At 60.2% G+C, this 13,828-nt stretch carries 11 protein-coding genes; 5 read left to right on the forward strand and 6 right to left on the reverse strand.

Features of this window, described 5'->3' with window-relative positions; all coding sequences use genetic code 11:
• Nucleotides 1–9 precede the first annotated feature (9 nt).
• From R6G97_RS19930 to R6G97_RS19950, 5 genes are read left to right on the forward strand one after another with little or no spacing between them, the layout of a single operon-like run.
• Nucleotides 10–3,465 carry a response regulator gene (locus R6G97_RS19930; protein ID WP_317847402.1) on the forward strand — a complete coding sequence of 1,152 codons (3,456 nt, stop codon included), beginning with the start codon at nucleotides 10–12 and terminating at the stop codon, nucleotides 3,463–3,465.
• On the forward strand, nucleotides 3,462–4,283 hold the full coding sequence (locus R6G97_RS19935; protein WP_043215065.1) for a CheR family methyltransferase: 822 nt from the start codon (nucleotides 3,462–3,464) through the stop codon (nucleotides 4,281–4,283). Before R6G97_RS19930 ends, R6G97_RS19935 begins: the two co-directional genes overlap by 4 nt.
• Nucleotides 4,280–4,855: a chemotaxis protein CheB gene (locus R6G97_RS19940; RefSeq protein ID WP_043215061.1), complete on the forward strand. Its 576-nt coding sequence runs from the start codon at nucleotides 4,280–4,282 to the stop codon at nucleotides 4,853–4,855. Before R6G97_RS19935 ends, R6G97_RS19940 begins: the two co-directional genes overlap by 4 nt.
• Nucleotides 4,849–6,075: a hybrid sensor histidine kinase/response regulator gene (locus tag R6G97_RS19945; protein ID WP_090342283.1), complete on the forward strand. Its 1,227-nt coding sequence runs from the start codon at nucleotides 4,849–4,851 to the stop codon at nucleotides 6,073–6,075. Before R6G97_RS19940 ends, R6G97_RS19945 begins: the two co-directional genes overlap by 7 nt.
• Before the next feature lie 44 nt (nucleotides 6,076–6,119).
• Nucleotides 6,120–6,497 carry a response regulator gene (locus R6G97_RS19950; RefSeq protein ID WP_043215057.1) on the forward strand — a complete coding sequence of 126 codons (378 nt, stop codon included), beginning with the start codon at nucleotides 6,120–6,122 and terminating at the stop codon, nucleotides 6,495–6,497.
• Nucleotides 6,498–7,500: 1,003 nt separating this feature from the next.
• On the opposite strand, the gene msrQ is transcribed toward R6G97_RS19950, so the two are convergent.
• The 6 genes from msrQ to R6G97_RS19980 all read right to left on the reverse strand — a co-directional run bounded on the left by msrQ (nucleotide 7,501) and on the right by R6G97_RS19980 (nucleotide 13,497).
• Nucleotides 7,501–8,109 carry a protein-methionine-sulfoxide reductase heme-binding subunit MsrQ gene (gene msrQ / locus R6G97_RS19955; RefSeq protein WP_090346734.1) on the reverse strand — a complete coding sequence of 203 codons (609 nt, stop codon included), beginning with the start codon at nucleotides 8,107–8,109 and terminating at the stop codon, nucleotides 7,501–7,503.
• Nucleotides 8,109–9,122 (reverse strand): protein-methionine-sulfoxide reductase catalytic subunit MsrP, encoded by a 1,014-nt coding sequence (gene msrP / locus R6G97_RS19960; RefSeq protein ID WP_317847403.1) that lies wholly within the window; start codon nucleotides 9,120–9,122, stop codon nucleotides 8,109–8,111. The genes msrQ and msrP overlap by 1 nt, the downstream gene beginning before the upstream one ends.
• A gap of 77 nt (nucleotides 9,123–9,199) precedes the next feature.
• Nucleotides 9,200–10,051 (reverse strand): CDP-diacylglycerol--serine O-phosphatidyltransferase, encoded by an 852-nt coding sequence (gene pssA, locus R6G97_RS19965; protein ID WP_043215775.1) that lies wholly within the window; start codon nucleotides 10,049–10,051, stop codon nucleotides 9,200–9,202.
• Nucleotides 10,052–10,204: 153 nt separating this feature from the next.
• Nucleotides 10,205–11,221: a ketol-acid reductoisomerase gene (ilvC, locus tag R6G97_RS19970; RefSeq protein ID WP_043215774.1), complete on the reverse strand. Its 1,017-nt coding sequence runs from the start codon at nucleotides 11,219–11,221 to the stop codon at nucleotides 10,205–10,207.
• 58 nt (nucleotides 11,222–11,279) lie between these two features.
• On the reverse strand, nucleotides 11,280–11,771 hold the full coding sequence (gene ilvN, locus R6G97_RS19975) for an acetolactate synthase small subunit (RefSeq protein WP_003250040.1): 492 nt from the start codon (nucleotides 11,769–11,771) through the stop codon (nucleotides 11,280–11,282).
• Nucleotide 11,772: 1 nt separating this feature from the next.
• Nucleotides 11,773–13,497 carry an acetolactate synthase 3 large subunit gene (locus R6G97_RS19980; protein ID WP_043215778.1) on the reverse strand — a complete coding sequence of 575 codons (1,725 nt, stop codon included), beginning with the start codon at nucleotides 13,495–13,497 and terminating at the stop codon, nucleotides 11,773–11,775.
• Nucleotides 13,498–13,828 lie beyond the last annotated feature (331 nt).

The following is a 13,828-nucleotide window of genomic DNA, read 5'->3' on the forward strand; positions in this document are numbered from 1 at the left end:
CGTTTTCAGATGATTCAAGCAGCCTCGATGGATCAACAGAGCTTTCGCAAACTGTTGAGCCGCAACGTAGGGCTCCCCCTGGGGGTAGGCCTGCTGGGCGCCGTGGCTTTCGTCGCGGTGATCAACTACCTGCTCTCGGCCATGCAATGGGTCGAGCACACCGATCGGGTGATCGGCAATGCCAACGAAACCGTCAAACTGTCGATCGACATGGAAACGGGTATGCGCGGGTTCCTGATCACCGGGGACGAGCGCTTCCTCGACCCCTACGAAGTGGCCAAGCCTCGCATTTTCACGAGTCTGAAGGCCTTGCGAGCGATGGTGCAGGACAACCCGCAACAGACAGAGCGCATTGACCGCCTGGTGGCCCTGCAACAGGCCTGGAACGATTTCAGCAGCCAAATGATCGCCTCGCGGCGCAACCAGGGCGATTACCAGACTTCCATAGGCAATGGCCGCGGAAAGCGCTTGACCGATGAAATCCGCAAGGAGTTCGACGATTTCATCGTCACCGAGCAGCAACTGCGCATGGCGCGCAACGAGAAGGTCAACAGTGTCACGGTCTGGGCGATCACGGCCTTTGTGTTGTTCATCGTCACGCTCAGTGCCTTGCTGGCGTATCTTGGCCGTCGCGACCTGCTGCTGCTGTCGAACAGCTACGTGGACAACTTGCAGGCCCAGCGCCGCGCCACCGAGCGCCTGGAGCACCAGGCATGGCTGCGCAGCGGCCAGACCCAGCTCGCCGAACAGGTCCTGGGCCAACTGACCCTGGCGATGCTCGGCGACAATATCCTGCGCTTTTTCGCCAGTTACCTGGGCAGCGTGGTGGGGGCCTTCCATGTACGCGATGAACAAGGGCAACTGGTGCGTGTGGCCAGCTACGGCCTGGACACCGAACAGGCCCAAGGGCCATTGACCGCTGGTCAGGGGGGCCTGTTGGACGAGGCGGTCCGTCAACGGGCGCCGTTGCGCCTGGACAACCTGCCTGAGGACTACCTGCGGCTGAGCTCGAGCCTGGGCAGCGGTCTGCCACGCAGTGCCTTGCTGCTGCCGACCCACGACGATGGTCAGGTCAATGGCGTGTTGGAGCTGGGGTTCCTGCGGCCTTTGCAGGAGCGCGATGTGGAGCTGCTGCAGCAAGTGGCGGGCAGCCTGGGCATCAGCATAGAAAGCGCACGCTACCGACATCGCCTGCAGCAGGTACTGGCCGAGACGCAACAGCTCAACGAAGAGCTGCAAGTGCAGCAGGAAGAGCTCAAGACCGCCAACGAGGAGCTTGAGGAGCAGTCCCGCGTACTCAAGGAGTCCCAGGCGCATCTGGAGATTCAACAGGCGGAGCTTGAGCAGACCAACGAGCAGTTGGCCGAGCGCACCGATGCCCTGGGCCGCAAGAATGGTGAGCTCAATCAGGCGCAGTTGGAGCTGCAGGCCCGAGCCGAGGATTTACAGCGCACCAATCGCTACAAGTCCGAGTTTCTCGCCAACATGTCCCACGAACTGCGCACGCCGCTCAACAGCTCGTTGATCCTGGCCAAATTGCTGGCCGAGAACGCGCAGGGCAATTTGAGCAGCGAACAGGTCAAGTTCGCCGAATCCATCTATTCAGCGGGCAACGACTTGCTCAATCTGATCAACGATATTCTCGACATTGCCAAGGTCGAGGCGGGCAAGCTCGAAGTGCGGCCACAGGCCACCCAGGTCGATAGCCTGGCCGATGGCTTGCGCAGCTTGTTCCAGCCGCTTGCCCAGGACAAAGGCTTGGCGTTCGACGTACGACTTGAGCCGGGGGTACCGGCAACGCTGCTCACCGACCGTCAGCGCCTGGAGCAGATCCTGAAGAACCTGCTGTCCAACGCCATCAAGTTCACCGAGCACGGAAAGGTCAGCCTGACCATCGACCAGCATCAGGACCGTAGTGTCGTCTTCACAGTCCGTGACACCGGCATCGGCATCGCGACCGACCAGCACCAGGCGATCTTCGACGCCTTCCATCAGGTCGATGGCACCAGTAACCGCCGTTACGGCGGCACCGGTCTGGGGCTGTCGATCTCTCGTGACCTGGCGCGGTTGCTGGGCGGGCAGATCAAGGTCGAGAGCGCGCCAGGGCAGGGCAGCGCGTTCAGTCTTGTCCTGCCCGAGCAGCTCGAAGCCGATGAGGTAGGACCCTCTGCGCCGCGGGTGAGCGCGCCGGCGCCGACGCCACCGGCAACGCTGCCTGCCGCGCCGCCACCTGCCAAGGCACCGGCTTTTGCCGATGACCGCGAGCAGGCGCCGTTCGCCAACCGCTGCATCCTGGTGGTGGAGGACGAGCCAAGTTTCGCCCGTATCCTCTATGACCTTGCCCATGAACTGGGGTACAGCTGCCTGGTGGCCCAAGGGGCCGACGAGGGTTACGCGTTGGCCGCCCAGTACACGCCGGATGCCATTTTGCTGGACATGCGCCTGCCCGATCATTCGGGGCTGACGGTGCTGCAACGGCTCAAGGAACAGGCCAGCACCCGGCACATCCCGGTGCATGTCATCTCGGTGGAGGATCGCATCGAGGCGGCCATGCACATGGGCGCGGTGGGTTATGCAGTCAAACCGGCCAGCCGTGAGGAACTCAAGGCGGTGTTCGGTCGCCTGGAAGCCAAACTCACCCAGAAGCTCAAGCACATCCTGCTGGTGGAGGACGATGATCTGCAGCGCGAGAGCATCGCCCGCCTGATCGGCGATGAGGATGTCGAGATCACTGCAGTGGCTCTGGCACAGGATGCCCTGGCGCTGCTTCGCGAAAACATCTACGACTGCATGATCATCGACCTCAAGCTGCCGGACATGCTTGGCAACGAGTTGCTTAAGCGCATGACGTCCGAGACGATCCGGTCCTTCCCGCCCGTGATCGTCTACACCGGGCGCAACCTCACCCGTGAGGAGGAGGCGGACCTGCTCAAGTACTCGCGCTCGATCATCATCAAAGGCGCACGCTCGCCTGAACGGCTGCTCGATGAGGTCACGCTGTTCCTGCACAAGGTCGAATCGCAGCTCTCCCATGAGCGCCAGCGCATGCTCAAGACCGCACGCAGTCGTGACAAAGTGTTCGAAGGGCGCAAGATCCTTTTGGTGGACGATGATGTGCGCAATATCTTCGCCTTGACCAGCGCCCTTGAGCATAAGGGCGCCATCGTCGAGATCGGTCGCAATGGGCATGAGGCCATCGAGCGTCTGGAGCAGCACCCGGACATCGACCTGGTGCTCATGGACGTGATGATGCCCGAGATGGACGGCTACGAGGCCACTCGGTTGATCCGCCAGCAAGCGCGCTGGCGCAAGTTGCCGATCATCGCCGTGACCGCCAAGGCCATGAAGGACGACCAGCAACGCTGCCTGCAGGCTGGCGCCAATGATTACCTGGCCAAACCGATCGAACTGGACCGATTGTTCTCACTGATCCGTGTATGGCTGCCGCAACTGGAGCGAATTTGAGTAACGAACGCAACACCGATATCGAGATCCGGCTGTTGATCGAGGCGATCTACCTCAAGTACAGCTACGATTTTCGCGATTATTCCGGCGCTTCGATCAAGCGCCGGATCCTGCACGCCGTGCGCCAGTTCGATTGCCGCACGGTATCGGCCTTGCAGGAGCGGGTCTTGCACGATCCGGCAGCATTCATGCAGTTGCTGCAGTTCCTGACGATTCCGGTCAGTGAGATGTTCCGCGATCCTGAGCACTTTCTGGCCGTGCGCAGGGAGGTGGTACCGCTGCTGCGCACCTGGCCGTCGCTCAAGGTCTGGATCGCCGGTTGCAGCACGGGTGAGGAGGTCTACTCGATGGCGATCCTGCTGCGCGAGGAGGGTTTGCTGGAGCGCACCATCCTCTATGCCACCGACATCAACCCCCATTCACTGGAAAAAGCCAAGCAGGGTATCTACCCCCTGAAGGCCATGCAGACCTACGCCGAGAACTACCGCAAGGCTGGAGGGCGCCGGGACTTGTCCGAGTACTACACGGCCGCCTACGGCAACGCGATCATCGATAGCAGCCTGCGCGAGAACGTGACTTTCGCCGACCATAGCCTGGCCACCGACAGTGTGTTTTCCGAAACCCAATTGGTGTCGTGCCGCAATGTCCTGATCTATTTCAACAAGGCGCTGCAGGATCGCGCCTTGGGCCTGTTCCATGAGTCCTTGTGCCATCGTGGGTTCCTGGTACTCGGCAGCAAGGAGTCCTTGGATTTTTCCGCCTACAGCGAGCGCTTCGAAGCGCTCGTGCGGCCTGAACGGATCTATCGCAAGTCATGAGTGGCGTGGCGGCGGTGGTCATCGGTGCCTCGGCGGGCGGCGTTTCGGCGCTGTTGCAAGTATTAGGCGGGCTGCCCGAAGGTTTTGCCATTCCGGTGCTGTGCGTATTGCACCTGCCCGATGATCGCCACAGCCAGCTGGCCACGGTGTTGCAGCGACGCTTGCATCGACCGGTACATGAGGCCCGGGACAAAGAGCGCATCGTCGACGGGGTGATCTATGTGGCCGGACCCGGTTACCATTTGTCGATTGAACGCGACCTGACCCTGTCGTTGAGCCAGGAAGACCCGGTGCATTTCTCCCGCCCGGCAATCGATTTTCTGTTTCAGTCGGCGGCGGATGCCTATGGCGCCGGCCTGCTCGGCGTGCTGCTCACCGGTGCCAACGAAGACGGTGCCGAGGGTTTGCTTCAGATCAAAAACAGCGGGGGCCGGACCGTGATCCAGGACCCTCGCGACGCACAGGTCGCGCAGATGCCGGAGGCCGCGCTGGCCTTGCAGCAGCCCGACCATATTCTTTCCCTGAGTGGTATCGGGCATTTGCTCGCTACCCTGGAACCGCGCGCATGCTGAGCGATATCACCGCCAAACTGTTGATCGTTGACGATCTGACGGAAAACCTGTTGGCCCTCGAAGCCCTGATCCAGGGTGAGGACCGCGAAGTGCACCGGGCCCAGTCCGCCGAGCAGGCGCTGTCGTTGTTGCTCGAGCATGAATTCGCGCTGGCCATTCTCGATGTGCAGATGCCTGGCATGAACGGGTTCGAGCTGGCCGAACTGATGCGTGGCACCGAAAAGACCAAGAACATTCCGATCGTCTTCGTCAGTGCGGCCGGTCGCGAGATGAACTACGCGTTCAAAGGCTATGAAAGCGGCGCGGTGGACTTCATGCACAAGCCCCTGGACACCCTGGCGGTCAAGAGCAAGGTCTCGGTCTTCGTCGACCTGTTCCGCCAGCGCAAGGCGCTGGGGCGTCAGCTGGAGGCCCTGGAGCGCAGCCGCCAGGAGCAGGCGCAACTGCTGGCCGAGCTCGAAGTGGCGCGTGGCGAGCTGGAGCGCGCGGTGCGCATGCGCGACGACTTCATGTCGATCGTCTCCCATGAGGTGCGCACGCCGCTCAATGGCCTGATTCTGGAAACCCAACTGCGCAAGATGCATCTGGCCAAGGGCAATATTGCGGCGTTCAGTGAAGATCGCTTGCGGGCGATGGTCGAGCGTGACGAACGGCAGATCAACAGCCTGATCCGCTTGATCGAAGACATGCTCGATGTGGCCCGCATCCGTACCGGCAAGCTGTCGATCCGACCCAAGGCGTTCGACCTGGCGCAACTGGTGCGAGGGCTCGTGGAGAATTTCGCGGCACAGGCCGCGGCCCTGGAAACCCATCTCGAACTGGAGCGTTGCGAGGCGTTACCGGGAGAGTGGGACGAGTTCAGGATTGAGCAAGTGGTGGCCAATCTGTTGTCCAATGCCTTGCGTTACGGCGAACGGCGACCGGTGCGAGTGCGAGTGTTCGAGCACGACGCCATGGCCTGCGTGCAGGTGCAGGATCAAGGGATCGGCATCAGCGCGGCCAATCAGCAGCGTATTTTCCAGCAGTTCGAACGCGTCGCGACGCAGCAATCCAGCGCGGGCCTGGGGCTGGGGCTGTATATCTCCGAACAGATCGCCCAGGCCCATGGCGGACGCATTCATGTCGACAGCGAGGAAGGTAAAGGCGCGACGTTCAGCCTCTACCTGCCGCTGGCGGCACAACGTCGACAAAGCGACCAGACGCAGGCAACCTCTGCCTGAGGTGACGGTCTGATGGCCAAGTTATTGAATCCCAAGGCGAAGTCATGAGTGAAGATGCACAAGATGTCGTATTGGTCGTCGAGGATGAACCGGCGATTCGCATGATCCTGCGTGATTATCTGGCTGGGGAGGGGTATCACGTGCTGGTGGCCGAAGACGGTGAACAGGCCTTTGCCATCTTGGCGAGCAAGCCGCATCTGGATTTGATGGTGACGGATTTTCGTTTGCCGGGTGGGATTTCGGGGGTGGAGATCGCTGAGCCTGCGGTCAAGTTGAGGCCGGACTTGAAGGTGATTTTCATCAGTGGGTATCCGGCGGAGATCCGCGAGTGCCAGAGCCCGATTGCGCGGCGGGCGCCGATACTGGCCAAGCCGTTCGATCTGGATAGTTTGCGGGAGCAGATTCAGATTCTTTTGCAGTGAATCGTTGGTTTCTGTTGGTTTCTTGTTGGTGGGCTTATCCGATTGTTTTATCGACAGGTAGTCACCTTTCTGCCTTTACGGCGGGTCACTTTGGGTCTTGGCCAAAAGTAACCAAAAGCCGCGCGCCCTGCATCCGGCCCGGCGCTTCTCACCGGGTCCCCTCGCTGCGGTGTCTTGCGGGGCTACGCCAGCCTCCATCTCGCGACTTGGGCTACGCCGAAGGGCGCTACGCGCCTGCCCCTACAAACACCTCCACTCGGCCTGCTGATGGGGCGCAAGTTACGGGCGGCGCCTGGGCTGGCGTTGTTTCATTCAGTGGTTTTTGTGGTGAGCTTTTGGGCCTATTCGCGGGTAAATCGGGGCGCCGAACCGCCGCACACACAGGCTCACAGCTCTTGAGAACGGCGCTGTGCCTGTAGGAGCGGCGGCGCTCCTACCCGCAAATAGGCCGGAACAAACAGCCAAACAATTAACTTGTTTGCCGTTGCTTTTGATGCGCGATAGTCCAGACACCACCCATCGCGACCTCAGAAGGCCGAGTGAAGGTGTCTGAAGGGGCAGGCGCGCAGCGCCCTTCGGCGGTAGCCGAAGACGCGAGATGGAGGCTGGCGTAGCCAGCCGGAGGCCGCGAAGCCCCGCAAGACACCGCAGCGAGGGGACCCCGGAGCGCAGCGCAGGGGCCGGATGTGGGAGCCAGCGGTTTTTGCCTACTTTTGCCCAAGAGCAAAAGTAGGTCGCCGTAAAGGCGAAAAGCGCCGACCCGTTCAACTTCAACCGCTTAACTCGCTGCGATCTCTCGTAGCGGGAGGCGAATCATACAGCGTTAAAACCTGCTGTCAACTGCCTTTTTCACCGCTGCCGATCAGAAGACCGAAGCCCTTCCGATACTACCTGAAGCGTTCAACTCGTTGATTATCAAGGAGTTTTGCGTTTCGACTGCGTCGGAAGTGGGGCGCATTATAAGGGGATTCGAAACCCCGTCAACAGTTATTTCAAGAAAGTTTCAAACCGCCCTGCCCCGCCCCAGCAAACGAGGGACACGACGCCACACCGGCGGAATACGCACAAACATCAATACTGCCCCGACGGCGGCGTATATCACCCACTCTTGCAGATCTGAGCGAACGATCCAGAGGAAGTGCAGCAATCCCAACCCGAGAATCCCATAAGCCAACCGGTGCAACTTCTTCCATCGCGCGCCGAGCCTCCGCTGACTGTAACGATTCGACGTCGCCGCGAGCGCCAGCAGGCCAAGAAAGCCCAACACTCCCACAATGATGTAAGGCCGCTTGCGCAGCTCGACACCCAATTGCCCCCAGTCCAGCCCGAGGATGAACACAATATAGGAAGCCATGTGCAGGACGACGTAAGCGAAGCACCACAACCCGAGTTGCCGCCGCACGACTATCCAAGCGGGCCACCCTGTGAGTCTCTGCAACGGCGTCATGCTCAAGGTGACCAGCAAGAAGGTCAACGCGCCAAGACCCAGGCGATCTACCAAGATTTTGCCAGGGTCTGGTCCCAGCAGATTCATCGCCGCTTCATATAGCCACCAACCGGGAAACGCACACCCCACCAGGAAAATGGCCAGTCGAAACCAGGGATAACGCATCAGTAGTTCTTCCGCAGATCGAGCCCCGCATACAGCGACGCCACTTCATCGGCGTAGCCATTGAACATCAGGGTATCGCGCACATTGGGACTGAACAGCCCACTGGGCAAACGCCTTTCCCTGGCCTGGCTCCAGCGCGGGTGGTCGACCATCGGATTGACGTTGGCATAGAAACCATACTCCGTAGGCGCAAGACTCTCCCAGGTGGTGCTTGGCCGCTCTGCCACCAGGCTCATGCGCACGATGGACTTGATACTCTTGAACCCGTACTTCCATGGCACTACCAGGCGCAACGGCGCGCCGTTCTGATTGGCCAACTCCCGGCCATACATGCCTACCGCCAGAATCGCCAGGGGATGCATCGCCTCGTCCAGGCGCAGCCCCTCTACATAGGGCCAATCGATCAAGGCAAAGCCTGAGCGCTGCCCAGGCATGCTCTGTGGATCCTGCAGCGTCTCGAAGCGTACGTAGCGCGCCTTGGAGTTCGGCTCGACCTGCTTGAGCACCTGTGCCAATGGAAAGCCCAGCCAGGGGATGACCATCGACCAGGCCTCGACACAACGCAACCGATAGATGCGCTCTTCGAGCTGGTAGGGTTTGACGAAGTCTTCCAAGGCATAGCGACCGGGCTTGGCCACTTCACCATCGACCACCAGAGTCCAGGACTCGGTCTTAAGCGCACCGGCATTGGCCGCTGGGTCCCCCTTGTCGGGGCCGAACTCATAGAAGTTGTTGTAGTGGGTGGCGTCCTTGAACGGCGTGATCGCTTCGTCCTTGACCGTCACAGCCTGCCAGCGCGCGGCTGCCAGCTTGTCTGTGAACCAGGCAGGCGCGGCACCAGGCGCGACGTCGGCATAGCGCGACGCCTCGACAGCCGAAGCAGCACGCGGCAACGCGCCAAGGGCCAGCCCTGCCAGGGAAGCCCCAAGCATTGAACGCCTGGAAAGATAGAGTCTTTCGGGGGTGATCTCCGACGCTTTGCAATCGGACGATGTGGGAGACTTGATAAGCATGACGGCTCCACAGCACAGGCAACGGATGTACCTGTAAGACTATGGAGCCGGAGGGTTATTCCAACATTAACGCTTTGTCAGCTTTTGCGGCGACGACCACGCAGCAGATACTGCACAGGGCCGGAAATCGCATAGCCGAGGAAGATCAGCAGCAGGATTCGGGGCGGGTCGCTGAACACCACCGCGAACACCAGCACCACAGCGAGAATGGCCACGAAGGGCACGCGCCCCTTGAGGTCCAGCTCCTTGAAGCTGTTGTACTTGATGTTGCTGACCATCAGCATGCCGGCAGCGGCCACCAACAAGGCGACCAGGAACGACAGCTTGGAGCCCTGGATGCCATAGTCACTGAAGGCCCATACGGTGCCAGCGACCACACCGGCGGCAGCCGGGCTGGCCAGGCCGATGAAGTAGCGCTTGTCAGCCGTGCCGACTTGGGTATTGAAGCGCGCCAGACGCAATGCCGCACCAGCGACATAGATGAAGGCGACCATCCAGCCGACCTTGCCCATGTCGCCCAGCGCCCAGACGAACGCCAGCAAGGCAGGCGCAACGCCGAAGGCCGCCATGTCCGACAGCGAGTCGTACTCGGCACCGAAGGCGCTCTGGGTGTTGGTCATGCGCGCAACACGACCATCGAGGCTATCGAGGACCATGGCCACGAAGATGGCGATCGCGGCGAACGCGAAGTACTTGCTCGCTTCACGCGGGTCGCCGGCACTGAGGTAACCGTGCGCGCTGATGGAGCTGACGATGGAATAGAAACCGGCAAACAGGTTGGCGGTCGTGAACAGGTTGGGTAGCAGGTAAATGCCACGGTGACGGACCTTGCGCCCTTCGGCGTCATGCCCTTCTTCAATATGCTCATCGACAGGTAGCAGGCTTTCGGCGTCGGAGGGCTTATTCGGCTCTTCGGGACGTTCGCTCATGAAAAGTACCTTGCAACTGGGGTGGAAAATATTCGACACGGGCCTGCGAAACAGGTTCTGACGGCAAGCCACTGGTCGCTTTATACCAGAAGCAGGCCGCGTAAACGAAAAAACGCGGCCGAAGCCGCGTTTTTCATGTTACCGACGCAAGACTTAGTTCTTGGTCTTGTCGACGATCTTGTTGGCCGCGATCCAAGGCATCATGGAGCGCAGTTGCTCGCCGATGACTTCGATGCCGTGAGCGGCGTTGTTACGACGCTTGGCGGTCATCGATGGGTAGTTGGTGGCGCCTTCGGAGATGAACATCTTCGCGTACTCGCCGTCCTGGATGCGCTTCAGAGCGTTGCGCATGGCCTTGCGGGATTCTTCGTTGATGACTTCCGGACCGGTGACGTACTCACCGTATTCGGCGTTGTTGGAGATCGAGTAGTTCATGTTGGCGATACCGCCTTCGTACATGAGGTCAACGATCAGCTTCAGCTCGTGCAGGCACTCGAAGTAGGCCATTTCCGGCGCGTAGCCCGCTTCGACCAGGGTTTCGAAACCGGCCTTGACCAGCTCGACGGTACCGCCGCACAGAACGGCCTGCTCACCGAACAAGTCGGTTTCGGTTTCGTCCTTGAAGGTGGTTTCGATGATACCGGTACGGCCGCCGCCGACGCCCGAGGCGTACGACAGAGCAACGTTCTTGGCGTTGCCGGAGGCGTCCTGGTAGACGGCGATCAGGTCAGGGATGCCGCCGCCCTTGACGAACTCGGAGCGAACGGTGTGACCCGGAGCCTTCGGCGCGATCATGATCACGTCCAGGTCGGCACGCGGAACGACTTGGTTGTAGTGGATCGAGAAGCCATGGGAGAAGGCCAGGGTAGCGCCCTTCTTGATGTTCGGCTCGATTTCGTTCTTGTACAGGGCGCCTTGGAACTCGTCCGGGGTCAGGATCATGACCAGGTCGGCAGCGGCGACGGCAGTAGCAACGTCAGCGACTTTCAGGCCGTGGGCTTCTGCCTTGGCAACGGTGGCCGAACCTTTACGCAGACCGACGGTAACGTCCACACCGGAGTCCTTGAGGTTGCACGCCTGGGCGTGCCCCTGGGAGCCGTAACCGATGATGGCGACTTTCTTGCCCTGGATAATGGAAAGGTCGCAGTCTTTGTCGTAATAAACTTTCATGAAATACCCCTGTTATATCTCGGCTCCACGGAGCCATCACTGATTCTTGTATGCGTATTCAGATACTGAGCACTTTGTCGCCACGGGCAATGCCGGTGACGCCGCTGCGCACGGTTTCCAGGATCGACGCGGTGCCAATGGCCTGGATGAAGCTGTCCAGCTTATCGCTGGTACCGCTCAGTTGCACGGTGTACACACTGGCGGTGACATCGACGATCTGGCCACGGAAGATATCCGTGGTGCGCTTGATCTCGGCGCGCTGGGCGCCGGTGGCCTTGACCTTGACCAGCATCAGCTCGCGCTCGATGTGAGCACTCTCCGACAGATCGACGAGCTTGACCACTTCGACCAGTTTGTTCAGGTTCTTGGTGATCTGTTCGATCACTTCGTCATGACCAACGGTCGTCAGGGTCAGGCGCGACAGAGTCGGGTCCTCGGTCGGCGCCACGGTCAGGCTTTCGATGTTGTAGTTACGCTGGGAGAACAGACCGACCACGCGAGACAAGGCACCGGGTTCGTTTTCCAACAGCAGGGAAATGATGTGCCGCATATCAGGTACGCTCCGTCTTGCTCAGCCACATGTCACGCATCGAGCCGTCCTTGATCTGCATCGGGTAGACGTGCTCGGTCCTGTCGACCGCGATGTCGATGAACACCAGGCGGTCCTTCATCGCGAAAGCCTCTTCCAGTTTTGGCTTGAGGTCCTTCAGGCTGGTGATGCGGATACCCACATGGCCATAGGCCTCAACCAGCTTGACGAAGTCAGGCAGCGACTCCACGTAGGAATGCGAGTGACGGCCGCTGTAGGCCATGTCCTGCCATTGACGAACCATGCCCAACACACCGTTGTTCAGGTTGACGATCTTCACCGGCAGGTCGTACTGCATGCAGGTGGACAGTTCCTGGATGTTCATCTGGATACTGCCTTCACCGGTCACGCAAGCCACGTCCTGGTCAGGGAAGTTGAGCTTGATGCCCATCGCCGCCGGGAAGCCGAAGCCCATGGTGCCCAGGCCGCCGGAGTTGACCCAACGATTTGGCTTGTTGAAACGGTAGTACTGCGCCGCGAACATCTGGTGCTGGCCGACATCGGAGGTGATGAAGGCATCGCCCTTGGTCACTTCGCACAGGGTTTCGATCACGGTCTGCGGCTTGATGACGCTGCCATCGCCCTTGTCGTAAGGGAACAGGCCGCGGTCACCTCGCCACTCGTCGATCTGCTTCCACCAGGCATCGAGTGCCGCCTTGTCAGGCTGCTCGCCGATCTCCTTGAGGATGGTGAGCATCTCGGTGAGCACACTTTCGACCGGGCCAACGATCGGCACGTCGGCCTTGATCATCTTGGAGATCGACGCCGGGTCGATGTCGATGTGAATGATCTTGGCGTTCGGGCAGAACTTGGCCGGGCCATTGACTACGCGGTCGTCGAAACGCGCACCGACAGCGAAGATCACGTCTGCATTGTGCATCGCCATGTTGGCGGTGTAGCTGCCGTGCATGCCCAGCATGCCGATGAACTGACGATCGGTGCCCGGGAAGCCACCCAGCCCCATCAGGGTATTGGTGACCGGCAGGTTCAACGACTTGGCAATCTCGGTAAGGGCTTCGGAGCCGCCGCCAAGAATGACGCCACCGCCGGAATAGACCACCGGACGCTTGGCTGCCAAGAGCATCTCGGCCGCTTTGCGGATCTGGCCGGAATGACCGCGGACAGCCGGGCTGTAGGAGCGCAGCTTGACCTTCTTGGGATAGACGTACTCGAACTTCTCGGCCGGGTTGGTCATATCTTTTGGAATGTCGACCACGACCGGGCCTGGACGGCCGGATTGCGCCAGGTAGAAGGCTTTTTTCAGGACTTCGGGAATTTCCGAGGCATGCTTGACCATGAAGCTGTGCTTCACGATCGGCCGGGAAATACCAATCATGTCGGTTTCCTGGAAGGCATCGGTACCAACCATGGTGCTAGGCACCTGACCGGACAGGATGACCATCGGGATCGAGTCCATATAGGCAGTGGCAATGCCGGTGATGGCATTGGTCGCGCCTGGGCCGGAAGTCACCAGCACCACGCCGGCCTTGCCGGTTGCACGGGCGTAACCGTCCGCCATATGGGTGGCAGCCTGTTCGTGACGAACCAGGATGTGGTTGATCTCCGGTTCCTTGAACAGGGCGTCGTAAACATGAAGGAGAGCACCGCCAGGGTACCCATAGATGTGCTTAACGCCTTCGTCACGCAAGAAGCGGACGACCATCTCAGCGCCAGATAAAAGCTCCACGTTGTTCACCTCTAAAACGCCAGAATACCGCCCTCAAATGGACGGGTCTTAATAGGTTTACTGCCAAGCAGAGCATGAGCGAACGTCAGCACTGACTGAGCAAGTATTGGGAGCGCCCCAGAGTGTTGCGGGGGGTTCCCACCCAGCGCGAGGTAACGCGTTGCGGGGTGTTACAAGTCGGCGCGGGTGTGCGCCTCATGATCTGCTTAGCGGGTCTGCTTCTGGCAGTCCCTCTACAGCGGAATCTGGATTCTTCTGATTCGTCGCGCGCAAGTCAAGAAAAATTATTGCCAATTTTTCCCCAGGATGAATTCCTGCCACCACGAAAAAG

Origin of the sequence: Pseudomonas sp. HTZ2, from assembly GCF_033173945.1 — a bacterium.
GTDB lineage: Bacteria > Pseudomonadota > Gammaproteobacteria > Pseudomonadales > Pseudomonadaceae > Aquipseudomonas > Aquipseudomonas guariconensis.

Coding starts and splice junctions, on each gene's coding strand:
- R6G97_RS19930 (WP_317847402.1), top strand. CDS start 10: ATGATTCAAGCAGCCTCGATGGATCAACAGAGCTTTCGCAAACTGTTG.
- R6G97_RS19940 (WP_043215061.1), top strand. CDS start 4,280: ATGAGTGGCGTGGCGGCGGTGGTCATCGGTGCCTCGGCGGGCGGCGTT.
- R6G97_RS19945 (WP_090342283.1), top strand. CDS start 4,849: ATGCTGAGCGATATCACCGCCAAACTGTTGATCGTTGACGATCTGACG.
- R6G97_RS19950 (WP_043215057.1), top strand. CDS start 6,120: ATGAGTGAAGATGCACAAGATGTCGTATTGGTCGTCGAGGATGAACCG.
- msrQ (WP_090346734.1), bottom strand. CDS start 8,109: ATGCGTTATCCCTGGTTTCGACTGGCCATTTTCCTGGTGGGGTGTGCG.
- msrP (WP_317847403.1), bottom strand. CDS start 9,122: ATGCTTATCAAGTCTCCCACATCGTCCGATTGCAAAGCGTCGGAGATC.
- pssA (WP_043215775.1), bottom strand. CDS start 10,051: ATGAGCGAACGTCCCGAAGAGCCGAATAAGCCCTCCGACGCCGAAAGC.
- ilvC (WP_043215774.1), bottom strand. CDS start 11,221: ATGAAAGTTTATTACGACAAAGACTGCGACCTTTCCATTATCCAGGGC.
- ilvN (WP_003250040.1), bottom strand. CDS start 11,771: ATGCGGCACATCATTTCCCTGCTGTTGGAAAACGAACCCGGTGCCTTG.